Below are 16163 nucleotides of genomic sequence, written 5' to 3' on the forward strand. Positions count from 1 at the left end.
ACCTCCCTTCTGAATACGATCACCGGTGAGTATAGACACCAGGCAGCCGAGACCGGCGACCATTAACACATGGTAAAGATGCAGGCTCGTTAACCCCGCCAAAACGAAAAAGCCTCCCCGACCGACGCCGAGGAGGCTTTTCACTGAATACTCTAGACTAAAATGGCAATATTACTGCTCTACGAATGCACGCTCGATTACATAGTGGCCCATATCACCGCCACGCGCTTCTTTGAAGCCTTTGTTATCCAGAATCGCACAGGTATCTTTCAGCATGCTGGGGCTGCCGCAGATCATAAACCGATCCTGTTCAATATCGAATTCGGGAAGACCCAGATCACGAGTGATTTTGCCGTTTTCCATGGCATCCGTCAGTCGGCCTTGATTGCGGAACGCCTCACGAGTCACCGTTGGGTAATACAACAGTTTTCCTTCGACCATTTCACCGAAGTACTCGTTATCGGGCAAACCTTCAATGTCACTCTGGTACGCCAACTCCGACACATAGCGAACACCGTGAGTCAGAATGACGCGGTCATACGCTTCATAGACCTCTGGGTCCTTGATGATGCTCATAAACGGAGCCAACCCAGTGCCGGTGCTGATCAGCCACAAGTTACGGCCAGGTAGCAGGTTATCCAGAATCAAGGTGCCGGTCGGCTTGCGGCTCACGAGGATTTCGTCACCCACGTTAATTTTCTGCAGACGAGAAGTCAGCGGGCCATCGGGCACTTTGATGGAGAAAAACTCAAGCTCTTCTTCGTAGTTTGCGCTGGCGATACTGTAGGCACGCATCAGAGGCTTGCCCTCAGATTCCAACCCGATCATGACGAAGTGCCCGTTCTTGAAACGGAATCCGGGATCCCGGCTTGTCTTGAAGCTGAACAAGGTGTCGTTCCAGTGATGAACACTGGTCACCGTTTCTTTCATCAACTTACTCATGGTGCCCTCGCAAGCTAGCAATGGTTAAGAATTTAAGATGTCCCTAGTGTAAGCTTTTTCTTGAAATCGACAAAACGGGATGCTTTCATAATGCTATTCGATTTTATGAATAAATAGCGTTTACCTTGGTAGCCAAACCATGAAATACAGCTTTCGCCAATTAGAAGTTTTTCTCGCTGCTGCGCATTTTCAGAACATCACTCGAGCTGCAGAATCGTTATCCATGTCCCAATCTGCGGCCAGCAGCGCACTGAAAGAACTCGAAAGCCAGTTCGACATTCGGTTATTTGATCGAGTTGGCAAGCGGCTGCAACTAAACGAATTAGGCCGACTGTACCGCCCGAAAGCCGAGGCGCTGCTCGCTCAGGCCACAGAATTGGAGCAAGCGTTCAGCAAACATTCTGAAATAGGGGCACTCAAAGTGGGTGCAACCCTGACAATTGGAAACTATCTCGCCGTTGGCGTTATGGCTCAATACATGAACACCCCTACCCGACCGAAAGTATCGCTCGAGGTTGCTAATACCAGCACCATCGCGCGTCGGGTTAAGGACTTTGAATTGGATATTGGCTTAATCGAAGGTGAATTGCAGGCCACCGAACTGGAGGTCATGCCATGGTGTGAAGACGAGCTCATAGCCTTTTGTGCCCCTAATCATCCTCTGGCTCAAAAAAAACAGCTAACAGACGATGATTTGCGGCAAGCAACCTGGATCATGCGAGAGCAAGGGTCCGGCACCCGACAAAGCTTTGAGCGAGGCATGCAAGGCCTGCTGCCAGACCTCAACGTATTGCTTGAACTGGAACACACTGAAGCCATAAAGCGTGCGGTTGAGGCCAATCTGGGCGTCGGCTGCTTGTCATGGGTGGTGCTGGCCGACGCGTTTAAGCGTGGCAGCCTGGTGCCACTTGCCATGCCGGAGCACCGCTCATTCAAGCGCCAGTTTTACTTTATCCTGCATAAGCAAAAATACCGCAGCGCCGGTATCGCGCAGTGGATAGAGCTGTGCAAACAGCTTTGACGAACACCCCACCCTCATCACTTCAGCGAGGCTCGGGCCACTGCATCAAGCCGGTAGGGGGCCGCTGTGAAAGCGGAATTCAGTATCCGGCTCATCGATCAGTGTCTTCTCGACTGCCATAAACTCTGCGACACGCTCATCCACCGGCGCACCGTTAGCCTGTACCGCCAGTTTTAAATAGTCCTGATAATGGCGAGCCTCGGACTTCAATAAGCCAGTGTAAAACTCGCTCAATTTCTCATCCAGATGGGGCGCCAAAGCAGCGAAACGCTCACAGGAACGCGCCTCGATAATCGCACCCACAATCAACACATCCACCAAACGGCCCGGATCGTCTTTACGCACCAGATCCCTCATACCACTCGCGTATCTGGCGGGTGTAAGATGAGTATAGGCCACGCCCCGCTTTTTCATAATCGCCAATACCTGTTCAAAGTGCCTCAGCTCTTCGCGGGCCAAACGAGACATCTTATTCAGCAACTCTGTGTTTTCAACGTATCGATACATTAGACTGAGCGCGGTAGAGGCCGCCTTTTTTTCACAGTGAGCATGGTCGATCAGCAGCAAATCCTGGTTCTCCAACGCATTCTCAATCCACTGCTGGGGAGTGCGACACGTCAGAAAGTCGTGTATTTCCTTCAAAGCATCAGTCATATCATTGAATCTGGTCAGGTTCTAAAACCAAGGAGTATACCGCAGCTAACAAACAGCTCCGACCTCTGTCCAACTTAACTTTATACGTGCTTTCCTATAGAATGCAGCGCCGGATCAAGGTGTCTCTGAATAGAATCTGAATACCCCGCCGGCCAATTTAGGCGTTATTCAGAGGCTCCTTCGGCCTTTTCGCAATAAAACACCCGCCAGGCGGCATGCCACCGGCGAGGAAAATTCCAACTGATGAGGGTCAATATCGTGTTAGAAGCTTATCGTGAACACGTTGCCGAACGTGCAGCTCTGGGCATCCCACCCAAGCCGCTGAACCCCGAACAGACTGCCGCTCTGGTAGATCTGCTGAAAACCCCACCTGCCGGTGAAGAAGCAACTCTGGTTGATCTTCTGGAAAACCGCGTACCACCAGGAGTGGACGAAGCTGCCTACGTGAAAGCTGCGTTCCTGACCGCTATTGTTAAAGGTGAAGCGGCCTCTCCGCTGATCGATAGCAAGAAAGCCGTTCAGTTGCTGGGTATGATGCAAGGTGGCTACAACATCGAAACCTTGGTTGACCTGCTGGACAACGAAGAGCTGGCCGAACTGGCTGGTGAAGAACTGAAGCACACCCTGCTGATGTTCGACGCATTCAACGACGTTAAAGAAAAAATGGACGCCGGCAACGCCGTTGCCAAGTCTGTGGTTGAATCCTGGGCCAACGCTGAGTGGTTCACCAACAAAAACAAAGTTCCTGAAAGCACCAAGATGGTTGTTTTCAAGGTTACTGGCGAAACCAACACAGACGACCTGTCTCCAGCCCCGGATGCATGGTCCCGCCCTGACATCCCGCTGCACGCCCGCGCTGCCTACAAAATGGAACGCGATGGCCTGAAGCCGGAAGAACAAGGCGTAACTGGCCCCATGAGCCAGATTGATGAAATCAAATCCAAAGGCTTGCCCGTTGCCTTCGTTGGTGACGTAGTAGGTACCGGATCTTCCCGTAAGTCGGCCACTAACTCTGTTCTGTGGTTCTTCGGTGACGACATCCCGGGCGTGCCGAACAAGCGTGCCGGTGGTGTATGTATCGGTAACAAAGTTGCTCCGATCTTCTTCAACACCATGGAAGACGCCGGCGCTTTGGTATTCGAAGCACCTGTAGACAACATGAACATGGGCGACGTTATCGAAATCCGCCCGTACGAAGGCAAGATTCTGAACGAAGCCGGTGACGTTATCTCCGAGTTCGATTTCAAGTCTGACGTTATTCTGGACGAAGTTCAGGCTGGCGGCCGTATCCCTCTGATCATCGGTCGTGGTTTGACCGCCAAGGCACGCACTGCATTGGGCATGGGTGCAACCGACCTGTTCCGTCTGCCGAACGATCCTGAAGCGGGCACCAAGGGCTTCACCCTGGGCCAGAAGATGGTTGGTAAAGCTTGTGGACTGGAAGAAGGCCAAGGCGTTCGTCCGGGCACCTACTGCGAGCCTCACATGACTACCGTGGGCTCTCAGGACACTACTGGTCCTATGACCCGTGACGAACTGAAAGATCTGGCCTGCCTGGGCTTCCAGGCTGACTTGGTTATGCAGTCATTCTGTCACACCGCCGCTTATCCAAAGCCGGTTGACGTTGAAATGCAGCACACCATGCCGGACTTCATCCGCAACCGTGGCGGTGTTTCCCTGCGTCCGGGCGACGGCATCATCCACTCTTGGTTGAACCGTATGCTGCTGCCTGACACCGTTGGTACGGGTGGTGATTCTCACACCCGTTTCCCGATGGGCATCTCCTTCCCGGCCGGTTCTGGCTTGGTTGCGTTTGCAGCGGCCACAGGTGTTATGCCTCTGGACATGCCAGAATCTGTTCTGGTTCGCTTCAAAGGCAAGATGCAGCCAGGTATCACCCTACGTGATCTGGTACACGCGATTCCGCTGTACGGCATCAAGCAAGGCATGCTGACCGTTGAGAAGAAAGGCAAGATCAACGAATTCTCTGGTCGTATCCTGGAAATCGAAGGTCTTGAGCACCTGACTGTTGAGCAGGCCTTCGAGCTGTCAGACGCCTCTGCCGAGCGTTCTGCTGCTGGCTGTACCATCAACCTGTCTGAAGATTCTGTTGCCGAGTACCTGCGCTCTAACATCACCATGCTGCGCTGGATGATCGCTGAAGGTTACGGCGACCCACGTACACTGGAGCGTCGTGCCCAGCAGATGGAAGCCTGGTTGGCTGATCCGAAGCTGATGCGTGCAGACAAAGACGCTGAGTACTCTCACGTTGTCGAAATCGATCTGGCCGACATCAAAGAGCCGATCGTTTGCTGCCCGAACGACCCTGACGATGCCAAGTTCCTGTCTGAAGTGGCTGGCGACAAGGTAGACGAAGTGTTCATCGGCTCCTGCATGACCAACATCGGTCACTTCCGCGCCGCTGGTAAGCTGCTTGACCAGCACAAAGGCTCCCTGAACACCCGTCTGTGGATGTCTCCACCGACCAAGATGGATCAGGCGCAGCTGATGGAAGAAGGTTACTTCAACATCTACGGCACCGCCGGTGTTCGCACCGAAATGCCGGGTTGTTCACTGTGTATGGGTAACCAGGCACGTGTGGCTGCGAAGTCCACCGTTCTGTCTACCTCTACCCGGAACTTCCCGAACCGTCTGGGCGATGGTGCCAACGTGTACCTGACCTCTGCGGAACTGGCTTCTGTTGGCGCGATCCTTGGCAAACTTCCAACTCCTCAGGAGTACATGGAGTACGCTAAAGATCTGGACAGCATGTCAGCTGAGATCTACAAGTATCTCAACTTTGACCAGATGGAGAACTACACCCAGAAGGCGTCTGAAGCGACTGTCGCTTAAGCACTCCTTTTCGGTTTAGCACCATGAAAACGCCAGCCTTCGGGCTGGCGTTTTTTTATGCCTGCAGAATTGCTATTAGAGGAATTCTGCAGGCATAAAAAAAGGGCTCCCGAAGGAGCCCTTTCGCTTACGGCGCACCGTAATCGGACAGATTACCGCTCAATATGCTGGTATTCACCGGCGTCCGCTGTAGCCGAACTGACCACGAGGATGGCGATCAACGCAGCAAAGAAGCCAGGAATAATCTCATAGACACCCGGACCACCCATAAAGCTGCCATTCCAGCCCATAGAGATCCACACCATAACGGTGACGGCACCGACAATCATGCCTGCAATGGCGCCAGCACCGTTAGTGCGGGACCACATCAGAGACAGCAGGATCAGCGGACCAAAGGCGGCACCAAAGCCTGCCCATGCGTTACTGACCAGACCCAGTACCTGAGAGTCAGGATCAGATGCAATCACTGCCGCAACCAGACCAACAGCTACAACACAGGCACGACCTACGTTCACGCACTCACGATCTGTCGCTTCTTTGCGCAGGAACAGGCGGTAGAAGTCTTCAGTCAAAGAAGACGACGACACTAACAGCTGACTGGAGATGGTACTCATAACCGCCGCGAGAAGCGCTGCATACAAGAAGCCAGTGATCAACGGGTGGAACAGCATGTCAGACAGAATGATGAAAATGGTTTCCGGGTCGGCAATGTCGAGGCCATTACGAACCGCATAAGCGCGACCAAACACACCCAGAGAAATCGCACCGATCAGAGAAATCCCCATCCAACCCATACCAATGTTACGGGCAGTCGGTACATCTTTCAGAGAACGGATCGCCATAAAGCGAACGATGATGTGCGGCTGGCCGAAATAGCCCAAGCCCCAAGTGACCGCTGACAACCAACCAACAAAGGTCAGGCCGTCAGTCCAAGACAGCAAGGTCGGATCAACTTCGTTAAGAGTCTGTGCAGCCTGGGCGTAACCACCACCACCTTCGCCGAACAGCACAACAGCCGGCATAATGACCAAAGCCAGCATCATGATGCAGCCCTGGACAAAGTCGGTCATGCTCACCGCGAGGAAGCCACCTACAACGGTATAAGCCAGCACCACACCCAAGGTGATCACAATGCCGACGGAGTAGTCGGTCAAACCACCAAAATTGAAGATGCCAGAAAAGGCACTTTCAAACAGCTTACCGCCAGCAACCAAACCGGAAGCGGTGTACACCGCAAAGAACACAACGATAACAATCGCGGACACAGTCCTTAGCGAAAGAGCTTTCGTCGGGAAACGGTTAGCCAGGAAAGACGGGATGGTAATGGCATTGCCATAATGAACGGTCTGCTCACGAAGACGAGGCGCTACCAGCACCCAGTTGAAGAACGCACCCACGAACAAGCCGATACCGATCCACGCTGACGCCAAACCAGACACATACAACGCGCCCGGAAGACCCAGCAGCAACCAACCACTCATATCAGACGCACCGGCCGACAGAGCCGCTACTTTCGGGCTGAGAGCTCGTCCACCCAGCATGTAGTCTTCGGACGAAGACGTAGACGTGCGCATTGCATAAATGCCGATGGCAATCATGAGCGCAAAGTAAGCAAAAAGACTGATCCAAACACCAATAGCCATAAGGCTCCTCCGGTTTAATGAGTCGGATTATATCCGCTCTTCAAGCGCAGCTCTGACGCTCAGGCCAGCCCACTACGCTGTTATTCTTGTCTAGCCGATGACATCCTCACTGAAGCGAAGCGTACCTCGCCCGGATACTCCTTCAATATAGTTAAACCTCAGTGTTTTGCGACTGAAATCAACAACAAATCGGCTATACGGGACTTCAGGCTACACAAGTTAGTATTACTACCGACCCACGGCTTACGAAATCCTACGATTCTTTTGCACAATCCTCCGGTACTGCGCATTAATACCGAATTTATGCGACATTTTCGCGAATTTGGAGCCTTGAGGGCGTTGTGCCTTTATATTTGCGCAACGCATTGGTAAGAGCACTTTGGGATGAGAAGCCTGTTCGGTAACTGATTTCAGACACCGACAGCTGGCTAGTGGCGAGCAAACTGGCGGCCTGCTCTAGACGGGTTTGTAACAAAAACTGGTGCGGAGTAATCCCAGCCACTTCCCGGAAAATTTCGTGGAACCGGCTAACACTCAAACAGGCTTGACCGGCCAAATCCTTAACAGTGATTTTCCGGTACAGGTTATCCAGAATAAAACGGCGGGTTGCTGCTGGGCTCACACTGTGACGACTCGGCTTAATCGACGTTCCATCGACCACCCGATCCGCCATGCTATACAAGATACTCCCAGCTAAATGACGGTGCAGCGGCACGTTGTCCGGTGCCCGATCAAATTCACCCGCGGCAAATTGAACCAGCCCCTGCAAGCGGTGATCCATCTGAACGGTACAGGGCTTATCGAACATTCGGGCGAGTAATTCGTACTCTCTATGAGCTGCAGACTCAAGTGCAGGGCTCTGGGGATCGAGATTAATCACCAATACATGATTTTTCTGATCACCACAGTAATCGTGTTCAATCTCTGTGGGTACCAAACACGCTTTCCAAGTATCGAGATACGCGCCGAGCCCATCGACACACAACTCGGCCGCGCCACGGACCCCCACAACAACCTGATGATGCTCGTGGTGATGTTGCTGAGCGTTCGCGGGAAGCTTTACGATCCTGGCATCTAGCATGACCCTACCCTGCCAGCAGAGGCGCTTTGGCCAATGCTCTAAGCAACGCTGTGACGCTCTCTGAAACCTGCTCCAGCGGCAACGCGGCATTTACAATATGGTATTGGCCGGGATTCGCCGTAGCGCGTTCCAGGTAACTATTGCGAATACGCTGGAAAAACTCGACATGTTCCTGCTCGAATCGGTCTAGCTCCCCGCGATGTTTGGCACGCGCCATTCCAGTTTCTACAGGCGCATCCAGCAAAATAACGTGATCAGGGCGCACGTCGCCCTGCACCAGTGATTCGAGCACGGCAATGCGCTCTTTCGATACACCGCGCCCTCCACCTTGGTAAGCGAAAGTAGCATCGGTAAAACGGTCGCACAGCACCCACTTACCAGCATCTAACGCTGGTAAAATTCGTGTGTGCAGGTGCTGGGCCCGAGCAGCAAACATCAGCAGTAACTCCGTCATTTCGTGAACTGCCTCATCACGGGGAGCCAACAAAAGCTCACGAATATTCTCTGCCATCGGCGTACCGCCCGGTTCTCGAGTCACCAGACAATCAATACCCAAGGATTCAAGAACCTCAGCAGCATTTTTCATCTGCGTAGACTTGCCGACACCCTCGCTGCCTTCAAAGGTAATAAAACGGCCTCGAGCTGCCATTACTGATCTCCGCCGTTGTTAGTTTTTGCATCCGGAATCGGATAAGACCGATACCCTTCTTTGCGATTCAACTGAAAAGCTCTGACAGCCCTCTGGTGCTCTGCCAAGGTTTTCGAAAACTTGTGACTACCGTCACCTTGGGCGACAAAATACAACGCGTCACCGTCATCCGGATGCAGAGCGGCGTGAATGGAGTCTCGCCCAGGAAGTGCTATCGGCGTGGGCGGCAAGCCATCAATACGATACGTGTTATAAGGTGTGTGCTTACGCAGATCGCGCCGGCGAATTCGGCCGTCGTATTTATCTCCCATGCCGTAGATAACGGTTGGATCTGTCTGCAGACGCATTCCTTTCTCCAATCGGCGGACAAAAACGCCCGCCACTTGCTCTCGCTCATAAGGTGCGCCAGTTTCACGCTCGACAATCGAGGCCATAATCAGGGCCTGGTATGGCGTATCGTAGGGGAGATCTTTACCACGCTCGCCCCACTCCTGCTCTAGCAGCCGGGTCATTCGATTGTAGGCGCGTTTCAGAATGTCCAAATCTGTTTCACTGCCACTGAACATGTATGTATCCGGAAAAAACCATCCTTCAGGATGCGCGCCCTTAGCACCCACGGCTTCCATGATTTTTTTATCGGTCCAGTCTGTCGTTACTTTCTTCAAGTTATCGGACTTCGCCAGCGCGCTACGCAGTTCAGCAAACGTCCAACCCTCGATAAACTGAACCGCCCACAGTTTAACCTTGCCTTCTACCATTGAATCAACGATTTCCAGCGGGGTCATCCCCGGTGTCAGCTCATAATCTCCGGCCTTGATGCGGGTAAGCTCGGGCTTCAAACGCCCATACAACCGTAACCAAAGTGAATCAGAAACTAGCCCTTGGCGAGCAAGCTCGTGTGTAAGGCCATTGAATGAGGTGCCGTGCTCAACACTGAACAACAATGGTTCTTCGAGTGCCACCGGCTTCTCAAGCGTGCCCAAGCCCTGCCATACCCACAGTCCCGCAGTCGCCGCTGCAATCACGCCCAGAGCGAAAACCGAAACTAATAACTTCCTGAACACGCGTATTATTCCATTGTTGGAGTTGAACCGCAGATTGTCGCAAGCCGGCCGGTAACAGGCAAATCTTGTCCGGCTAATGTCCGCACAGAAACCACACCTTGCACGCTGTTGGTCAAATAAACGCCCCGGCAAGTGGATGCGAACATGTCCTCCAGCAAAACAGGTGCTTCGTGAACCTCTTCCGCATTTGCTCGAAGGCGCTCCATAACATACCTACGCATCACTCCCAGGACGGCGACCGAGTCAGGCGACGGAGTACACCAACCATGATCCGTTTCGATGAAAAGATTGGTGCGTGTTCCCTCAACAATATGGCCTTCAGCGTTTGCCATGAGCATCTCAAACACCCCGTCTTGGAGCTCCGAGGCGGCCATTACCTGCTCAATCCGGTTCAACGACTTCATACCGGAAAATAATGGGTTCACGGTCAATGGCACACGAGAGAAATCAACGGCTACGCCAGTGTTCGGAGCCAATGCCGGCATAGCAGCGTGAGAAATCAGAAGGTTGGGTTGCATGTCTGGTGTTGGACGATAGCCTCGGCCACCTGAGCCTCGGGAGAGCGTCAACTTGAGCACCCAAGAACTCCCAGAATAATGATCGGAATACCGCTTTAGCGCTTGATGGAATAGTCGCTCAAGCTCAGCCCGGTGAATGGGAATGCGCAGACGTGCCGCGTCCCGGATCATTCTGTCCAAATGATAGTTAATCAGATGGGCATTACCACCATCAACCCGGATTGTTTCAAATAGCCCGTCACCATAGGCCAGCCCTCGATCACTAGGCGGAAAAACACCGTCTTCCGCCCAATATAGCGTGACCACGATGAGCTCAGCCCTCGAATCGGCTAAAAATCAGCGTACCGTTGGTGCCGCCGAAGCCGAACGAATTAGACAAAGCGACTTTAATGTCGGCTTTTCGGCTGTTGTGTGGCACAAAATCCAAATCACACCCATCAGCCGGGTTATCAAGATTAATGGTCGGCGGCAAAATACCATCACGAACAGCCAAAACTGAGAAAATCGCCTCTACAGCTCCCGCCGCACCCAACAAATGGCCAGTCATCGATTTAGTACTGCTTACCGCGAGGTTTTCAGCATGTTTACCAAAGACCGACTTAACCGCCGCTACCTCGGCAATATCACCAGCCTGAGTGGACGTGCCGTGGGCGTTAATATAATCCACCTGATCCACCGACAGGCCCGCATCGCGAATCGCATTGGCCATTGAACGGGCCGCACCCTCACCACCTTCAGGGGGCGACGTAATATGGTAGGCATCATCGCTCATGCCAAACCCTGTAACCTCACCATAAATGGTAGCGCCACGAGCTTGAGCGTGCTCGAGCGCTTCCAGCACTAGCACACCAGCCCCATCACTTAACACAAAGCCATCACGGTCCTTGTCCCAAGGGCGACTGGCCTTCTCAGGCTCATCGTTGCGTGTCGACAAAGCTCGTGCAGACGAGAAAGCGGCAACCGCTGAACGCGTTGTCGCCATTTCTGAACCGCCCGCCAACATAACATCTGCGTCACCGTAAGCAATGGTGCGCGCCGCATAGCCGATATTGTGGGTGCCGGTGGTGCAGGCTGTCACAATGGCAATGTTCGGGCCTTTGTAACCAAAACGAATGGCAGTGTTACCCGAAATCATGTTGATGACCGAGGCCGGCACAAAGAAAGGAGAAACCTTACGAGGCCCCGACTTCTCCATCTGGATAATGTTCTTTTCTATGTATTCCAGACCGCCAATACCGGAGCCAATCGCAATACCGACACGTTCACGGTCTAGCTTGCCATATTGCTCCAAACCACTGTCATCCACCGCCTGCTGTGCCGCAATCAAACCATAGTGAATAAAAGGGTCAAGTTTTCTCGCTTCCTTGCTGGACAACCAGGGTTCCATATCGAGATTTTTGACGGCACCACCAATGCGTGTGTTGTAGTCGGTTGCGTCAAAGCGATCTATCGCGCCAATACCGCTCCGCCCGGCGCACACTGCATCCCATGAGGACGCTACATCGTTCCCCACCGGTGAAAGCATTCCCATGCCCGTGATAACAACCCGTCGTTTGCTCATATCCTCATTCACCTGATTGTTCTTTAAAAATATCCATCAACCTTGCTGATATTTAGCCAATAAAAAAGCCGTCCTTCAATTTGCAAAAAAGGACGGCTTTCGCCTGGCAATCTGATCAGCAGAGTATCAGGTATGCGCGACGATGTAGTCGATCGCGTTCTGAACCGTGCCCAGCTTCTCGGCTTCTTCGTCAGGAATTTCAGTTTCGAATTCCTCTTCAAGGGCCATAACCAGCTCAACAGTGTCCAGTGAGTCAGCGCCAAGATCCTCTACAAAAGAAGATGTGTTCTGAACTTCGGACTCTTTAACGCCCAACTGTTCGCATACGATCTTCTTAACGCGCTCTTCAACTGTACTCATAATGTCCTCACTTTAGTGTCAACCAAGCAACTCAATGATTGCCAGTTTAGTTTAAACCCTACCTGCAGACAAGCAGGGCGATCAGTTAAACATGTTATACGACAGAGGGTTGCAATACCGCGCCTAGCGGCACTTACCCCATATACATGCCGCCATTCACATGAATCGTTTCACCTGTAACGTAAGCAGCACCATCGGATGCCAGGAAAGCCACAACGGAAGCAATCTCTTCAGGCTCACCCAAACGCCCTGCTGGTATAATTTCCAGCATAGCGTTACGCTGTTTTTCGTCCAGTTTTTTAGTCATATCGGTGTCAATAAAGCCCGGCGCAACACAGTTTGCGGTAATACCCCGGTTGGACATCTCTTTCGCCAAACTACGAGTAAAACCTTCAACTCCGGCCTTGGCAGCACAGTAGTTACCCTGTCCCGGGTTCCCCATGCTGGCAACCACCGAACTGACGTTAATCACTCGGCCCCAGCGCGCTTTCGCCATGCCTCTCAGCACAGCCTTGCTGGTGCGATAAACGCTGGACAAATTGGTTTCAAGCACCGATGCCCAATCGTCATCTTTCAAGCGCATCAATAAGTTATCACGAGTAATACCCGCGTTATTGACTAAAATCAGTGGTGCACCTGATTTTTCTGCGATCTGTTTCAATCCTGCATCAATGCTTTCCGGGTCCGCCACATTCATTACAAGGCCATAGCCGTTATACCCGGCCGCTTTCAGCCCTTCGGATATAGAGGCAGCGCCTTCAGCACTTGTTGCGGTGCCAATCACTTCAGCACCCAAATGCGCCAATGCGTGAGCAATGGCCTTACCAATGCCCCGAGTTGCCCCGGTAACCAGCGCTACCTTGCCTTCCAACGACATAACCTACTCCGCCTATCAGGATTGACGCAGTGCTTCGATAGCACCCGCCATAGAATCAGGATCTTCAATACCATGTACTGGCAAGCCACGCTCAATGCGCTTGACCAAACCGGCCAGAACCTTGCCAGAACCGCATTCAACCGCTACTCCAACACCTTCGCTGGTCAGCGTGCGGATCGAATCCGTCCACAACACCGGAGAATACAGCTGCTTCAACAAGTTCGATTTCAAGGTATCTGCGTCTGTCGCAACCCCTGCATGAACATTCTGCACAACGGGGATGACAGCGTCATTAAACCTCACATCGTCCAGTGCATCCGCCAACTCTTCTGCAGCGCCTTTCATCAGTGCACAATGAGAAGGCACACTGACGGGCAACGACATGGCTTTACGAGCACCACGAGCTTTACACGCTTCGATTGCTCGCTCTACTGCTGCTAAAGAACCGGCAATAACTACCTGCCCCGGTGCATTGAAGTTCACCGCGGCAACCACATCACCCTGCGCAGACTCTTCGCACGCGGCAATTACTTCGGCATCGTCCAACCCAAGTATCGCAGCCATTTTGCCTTCGCCAGCTGGCACAGCCTCTTGCATCAGCTCACCGCGCAGCTGGACGAGCTTAACAGCCTCAACAAAATCGAGACTCTCGGCCGCCACCAGCGCACTGTATTCACCCAAGCTGTGGCCCGCCACGAAACTGGGCTGCGGCCCACCGGACACTAACCACTGGCGCCACAGTGCCACGCTGGCCGTCAGCAGAACGGGCTGGGTAACCATTGTTTGATTAAGTTCCTCAGCCGGACCGTTCTGGCATACGTGCCAGAGGTCATAGCCAAGCACATTAGAAGCATCACTAAAGGTTTCAGCGATCATCGGCCATGCTTCAGCAGCACTTGATAACATGCCAACCGACTGAGAACCTTGTCCGGGAAAAATAAACGCTGATTTCATAGGAGCGATCTTATCGTTATTGGGGATTAGAGGAGATTAGCCAATAGTACAAGCTCGGCCAATTATCCGCGATAAAGTAAGTTAATAGGGGCCGACTTTAGTCTCAAACAACCTAAAACAACAAGTCATCAAGCCGCTCATTAATCCTGCGGGGAACTTCGTGAGTTACTTCGCACACCGCCTGCCGTATCGCAGCCAGCATTGCTCGCTCGTTGGCGTTACCGTGGCTTTTTATAACAACGCCTTGCAGCCCTAAAAGGCTGGCACCGTTATGCCGGGAGGGATCCATCAACTGCAACAAACGCCCCATAACCGGCCGAGCCAACAACCCCACGATACGACCATACATGGAGCGGGTAAAAGCCTGCTCCAGCAACTCAATAAGCAACCCGGCAACGCCCTCGCCCGTTTTGAGCGCGATGTTGCCAACGAACCCATCACAGACTACAACATCAGCGACGTCCCGAAATAGGTCGCTACCCTCGACATACCCTATATAGTTCAAAGATTCGGACTGGGCGAGCATGTGTGATGCCAGGCGCACCTGCTCATTACCCTTTATCTCTTCTTCACCCACATTAAGCAAGGCAATACGGGGCTCTGCAAGTTCGGAGACGGCAGTGGCCATCAAGGAACCCATCAACGCATATTGATAGAGATTTTCAGCACTGGAATCGACATTAGCACCGAGGTCCAGAACGAGACATCGACCACGAAGAGAGGGAATAAGTTTAGCGATAGCTGGCCGCTCGATCCCAGGGTACATACGGATCAAAGACCGCCCAAAAGCCATGAGCGCTCCGGTGTTGCCGGCACTGACACAGCCTTGAGCCTCGCCATCACGAACCAGACCGAGGGCGATAGCCATAGAGGAATTGCGCTTGTGGCGTAAAGCATGGGAAGGGCGTTCGTTCATGCGCACCACATCGGCCGCTTCAACAACGCGAATTCTGGGATGCCCATCATGCAACAAGGCCTCAAGCTCGCTCCGGATACCAACCAGAACAAGACTCAAGGCCTCATTTTCACGCACCGCTTCCAGCGCAGCATGGACGACCACCTCGGCACCACGATCACCGCTCATGGCATCGACGGCAATGGTGATTGGATTACTCACCGCTCGTCCATAAGACACAGGTCAGAAGATAGCGTCGAGTATTACTCGTCGCGCGCTTCAACAACCTGCTTGCCGCGGTAGAAACCATCCGGAGATACGTGGTGGCGACGATGAACTTCACCAGTTGTTGCATCAGTGGACAGCGCGGAAGTTGGCAGCGCGTCGTGTGAACGGCGCATGCCGCGCTTGGAACGGGTCTTGCGACTCTTCTGTACAGCCATGGTTAAACTCCTGACCTATTTATGAAAACGTTAATGCTTAGTAGTCTTGAAACCCGCCAGCACGCTGAACGGATTATCATCTCTTTTCTTCGCCTCGGGCTCAACAGGAGCGTTTGACGGCTCCAGCGCTTCAAGGTCTTCTTTCGCCGGACACTCATCCCTTTCGTGAAGCGGGAACGGGGGCAACACTAGGAGAAGCTCGTCTTCTACCATTTCCCACAAGTTCGCCGTGAAATCCTCACAAAGGAACGGTTCCAACGTTTTTGGTAACCGTTGAGCCTGCTCATCACTGCTGACCAGACCCAAATCAAAGCTCGACGTCAACGTGACCTGCATGTCGTTCATACAACGCTGACACACCAGAGTGACCGGAGCCGACAACTCTCCTGATACAACCCTCCGGCGCTCACCATCCTGATAGAAGGACAGTTCTGCGTGGCATTCGCGGCCTTTTTGCGAGCCACCTACCGCTTCTCCAAAACGAGCAAGACCCTCGAGCGGTATTACCCCCTCAAGTGTCGCTTTTTGTTCCGCCAACCGTATGGGATCAACAGATTTTGGAAGTTCGGCGTTCGGCGCTTTAGTCATAGGCGCGCAATTTTAGGGAGGAGACCGCCTGCTGTCAAAGACTTAATCGCTTTTATGGCA

General features: G+C 52.9%; 16 protein-coding genes. 2 read left to right on the forward strand and 14 right to left on the reverse strand.

Translation table 11 applies throughout. The features are described from left to right. Nucleotides 1–171 precede the first annotated feature (171 nt). Nucleotides 172–942 (reverse strand): ferredoxin--NADP reductase, encoded by a 771-nt coding sequence (locus tag K5L82_RS06600; protein ID WP_223133598.1) that lies wholly within the window; start codon nt 940–942, stop codon nt 172–174. Between the two features lie 139 nt (nt 943–1081). Between K5L82_RS06600 and K5L82_RS06605 the strand changes: the two genes are divergently transcribed. Beyond that, nucleotides 1082–1963 (forward strand): LysR family transcriptional regulator, encoded by an 882-nt coding sequence (locus tag K5L82_RS06605; protein ID WP_133005879.1) that lies wholly within the window; start codon nt 1082–1084, stop codon nt 1961–1963. Nucleotides 1964–2008: 45 nt separating this feature from the next. On the opposite strand, the gene K5L82_RS06610 is transcribed toward K5L82_RS06605, so the two are convergent. Next, nucleotides 2009–2617 (reverse strand): tRNA-(ms[2]io[6]A)-hydroxylase, encoded by a 609-nt coding sequence (locus K5L82_RS06610; RefSeq protein ID WP_223133599.1) that lies wholly within the window; start codon nt 2615–2617, stop codon nt 2009–2011. 258 nt (nt 2618–2875) lie between these two features. On the opposite strand from K5L82_RS06610, the gene K5L82_RS06615 reads away from it, so the two are divergent. Then, nucleotides 2876–5470 (forward strand): bifunctional aconitate hydratase 2/2-methylisocitrate dehydratase, encoded by a 2595-nt coding sequence (locus K5L82_RS06615; RefSeq protein WP_223134008.1) that lies wholly within the window; start codon nt 2876–2878, stop codon nt 5468–5470. A gap of 152 nt (nt 5471–5622) precedes the next feature. Here the strand turns inward: K5L82_RS06615 and putP are convergent, their stop codons facing one another. The 12 genes from putP to K5L82_RS06675 all read right to left on the reverse strand — a co-directional run bounded on the left by putP (nt 5623) and on the right by K5L82_RS06675 (nt 16103). Continuing rightward, nucleotides 5623–7113, reverse strand: coding sequence for a sodium/proline symporter PutP (gene putP, locus K5L82_RS06620; protein ID WP_133005881.1), 1491 nt, complete (start codon nt 7111–7113; stop codon nt 5623–5625). Between the two features lie 301 nt (nt 7114–7414). Next, entirely contained in the window at nt 7415–8194 is a 780-nt protein-coding gene (locus K5L82_RS06625; protein ID WP_133005882.1) for an AraC family transcriptional regulator, read from the reverse strand. 4 nt (nt 8195–8198) lie between these two features. After that, on the reverse strand, nt 8199–8843 hold the full coding sequence (gene tmk / locus K5L82_RS06630) for a dTMP kinase (RefSeq protein ID WP_223133600.1): 645 nt from the start codon (nt 8841–8843) through the stop codon (nt 8199–8201). After that, entirely contained in the window at nt 8843–9907 is a 1065-nt protein-coding gene (gene mltG, locus K5L82_RS06635; RefSeq protein WP_316933371.1) for an endolytic transglycosylase MltG, read from the reverse strand. Before mltG ends, tmk begins: the two co-directional genes overlap by 1 nt. 5 nt (nt 9908–9912) lie before the next feature. Further along, entirely contained in the window at nt 9913–10731 is an 819-nt protein-coding gene (pabC, locus tag K5L82_RS06640; protein ID WP_223133601.1) for an aminodeoxychorismate lyase, read from the reverse strand. Between the two features lie 7 nt (nt 10732–10738). Beyond that, nucleotides 10739–11986 carry a beta-ketoacyl-ACP synthase II gene (gene fabF / locus K5L82_RS06645; RefSeq protein ID WP_223133602.1) on the reverse strand — a complete coding sequence of 416 codons (1248 nt, stop codon included), beginning with the start codon at nt 11984–11986 and terminating at the stop codon, nt 10739–10741. 126 nt (nt 11987–12112) lie between these two features. Further along, entirely contained in the window at nt 12113–12346 is a 234-nt protein-coding gene (acpP, locus tag K5L82_RS06650) for an acyl carrier protein (RefSeq protein WP_114333443.1), read from the reverse strand. Between the two features lie 133 nt (nt 12347–12479). Next, a complete protein-coding gene (fabG, locus tag K5L82_RS06655; protein WP_223133603.1) occupies nt 12480–13223 on the reverse strand; it encodes a 3-oxoacyl-ACP reductase FabG in 744 nt (247 codons plus the stop codon). Nucleotides 13224–13238: 15 nt separating this feature from the next. Continuing rightward, nucleotides 13239–14177, reverse strand: coding sequence for an ACP S-malonyltransferase (fabD, locus tag K5L82_RS06660; protein WP_223133604.1), 939 nt, complete (start codon nt 14175–14177; stop codon nt 13239–13241). 112 nt (nt 14178–14289) lie between these two features. Then, nucleotides 14290–15294, reverse strand: coding sequence for a phosphate acyltransferase PlsX (plsX, locus tag K5L82_RS06665; RefSeq protein WP_207924348.1), 1005 nt, complete (start codon nt 15292–15294; stop codon nt 14290–14292). Between the two features lie 41 nt (nt 15295–15335). Continuing rightward, entirely contained in the window at nt 15336–15515 is a 180-nt protein-coding gene (gene rpmF, locus K5L82_RS06670; protein WP_114333439.1) for a 50S ribosomal protein L32, read from the reverse strand. 30 nt (nt 15516–15545) lie between these two features. Continuing rightward, nucleotides 15546–16103, reverse strand: coding sequence for a YceD family protein (locus tag K5L82_RS06675; RefSeq protein ID WP_133005889.1), 558 nt, complete (start codon nt 16101–16103; stop codon nt 15546–15548). Nucleotides 16104–16163 lie beyond the last annotated feature (60 nt).

The sequence above is a fragment of the Marinobacter sp. AL4B genome (assembly GCF_019916045.1).
Lineage (GTDB): Bacteria > Pseudomonadota > Gammaproteobacteria > Pseudomonadales > Oleiphilaceae > Marinobacter.

Bases quoted from the DNA above. Each gene is read 5' to 3' on its own strand.
- K5L82_RS06610 (WP_223133599.1), bottom strand. From the start codon at position 2,617: ATGACTGATGCTTTGAAGGAAATACACGACTTTCTGACGTGTCGCACT.
- tmk (WP_223133600.1), bottom strand. From the start codon at position 8,843: ATGGCAGCTCGAGGCCGTTTTATTACCTTTGAAGGCAGCGAGGGTGTC.
- K5L82_RS06625 (WP_133005882.1), bottom strand. From the start codon at position 8,194: ATGCTAGATGCCAGGATCGTAAAGCTTCCCGCGAACGCTCAGCAACAT.
- rpmF (WP_114333439.1), bottom strand. From the start codon at position 15,515: ATGGCTGTACAGAAGAGTCGCAAGACCCGTTCCAAGCGCGGCATGCGC.
- K5L82_RS06605 (WP_133005879.1), top strand. From the start codon at position 1,082: ATGAAATACAGCTTTCGCCAATTAGAAGTTTTTCTCGCTGCTGCGCAT.
- fabF (WP_223133602.1), bottom strand. From the start codon at position 11,986: ATGAGCAAACGACGGGTTGTTATCACGGGCATGGGAATGCTTTCACCG.
- K5L82_RS06675 (WP_133005889.1), bottom strand. From the start codon at position 16,103: ATGACTAAAGCGCCGAACGCCGAACTTCCAAAATCTGTTGATCCCATA.
- acpP (WP_114333443.1), bottom strand. From the start codon at position 12,346: ATGAGTACAGTTGAAGAGCGCGTTAAGAAGATCGTATGCGAACAGTTG.
- fabD (WP_223133604.1), bottom strand. From the start codon at position 14,177: ATGAAATCAGCGTTTATTTTTCCCGGACAAGGTTCTCAGTCGGTTGGC.
- fabG (WP_223133603.1), bottom strand. From the start codon at position 13,223: ATGTCGTTGGAAGGCAAGGTAGCGCTGGTTACCGGGGCAACTCGGGGC.
- putP (WP_133005881.1), bottom strand. From the start codon at position 7,113: ATGGCTATTGGTGTTTGGATCAGTCTTTTTGCTTACTTTGCGCTCATG.
- K5L82_RS06600 (WP_223133598.1), bottom strand. From the start codon at position 942: ATGAGTAAGTTGATGAAAGAAACGGTGACCAGTGTTCATCACTGGAAC.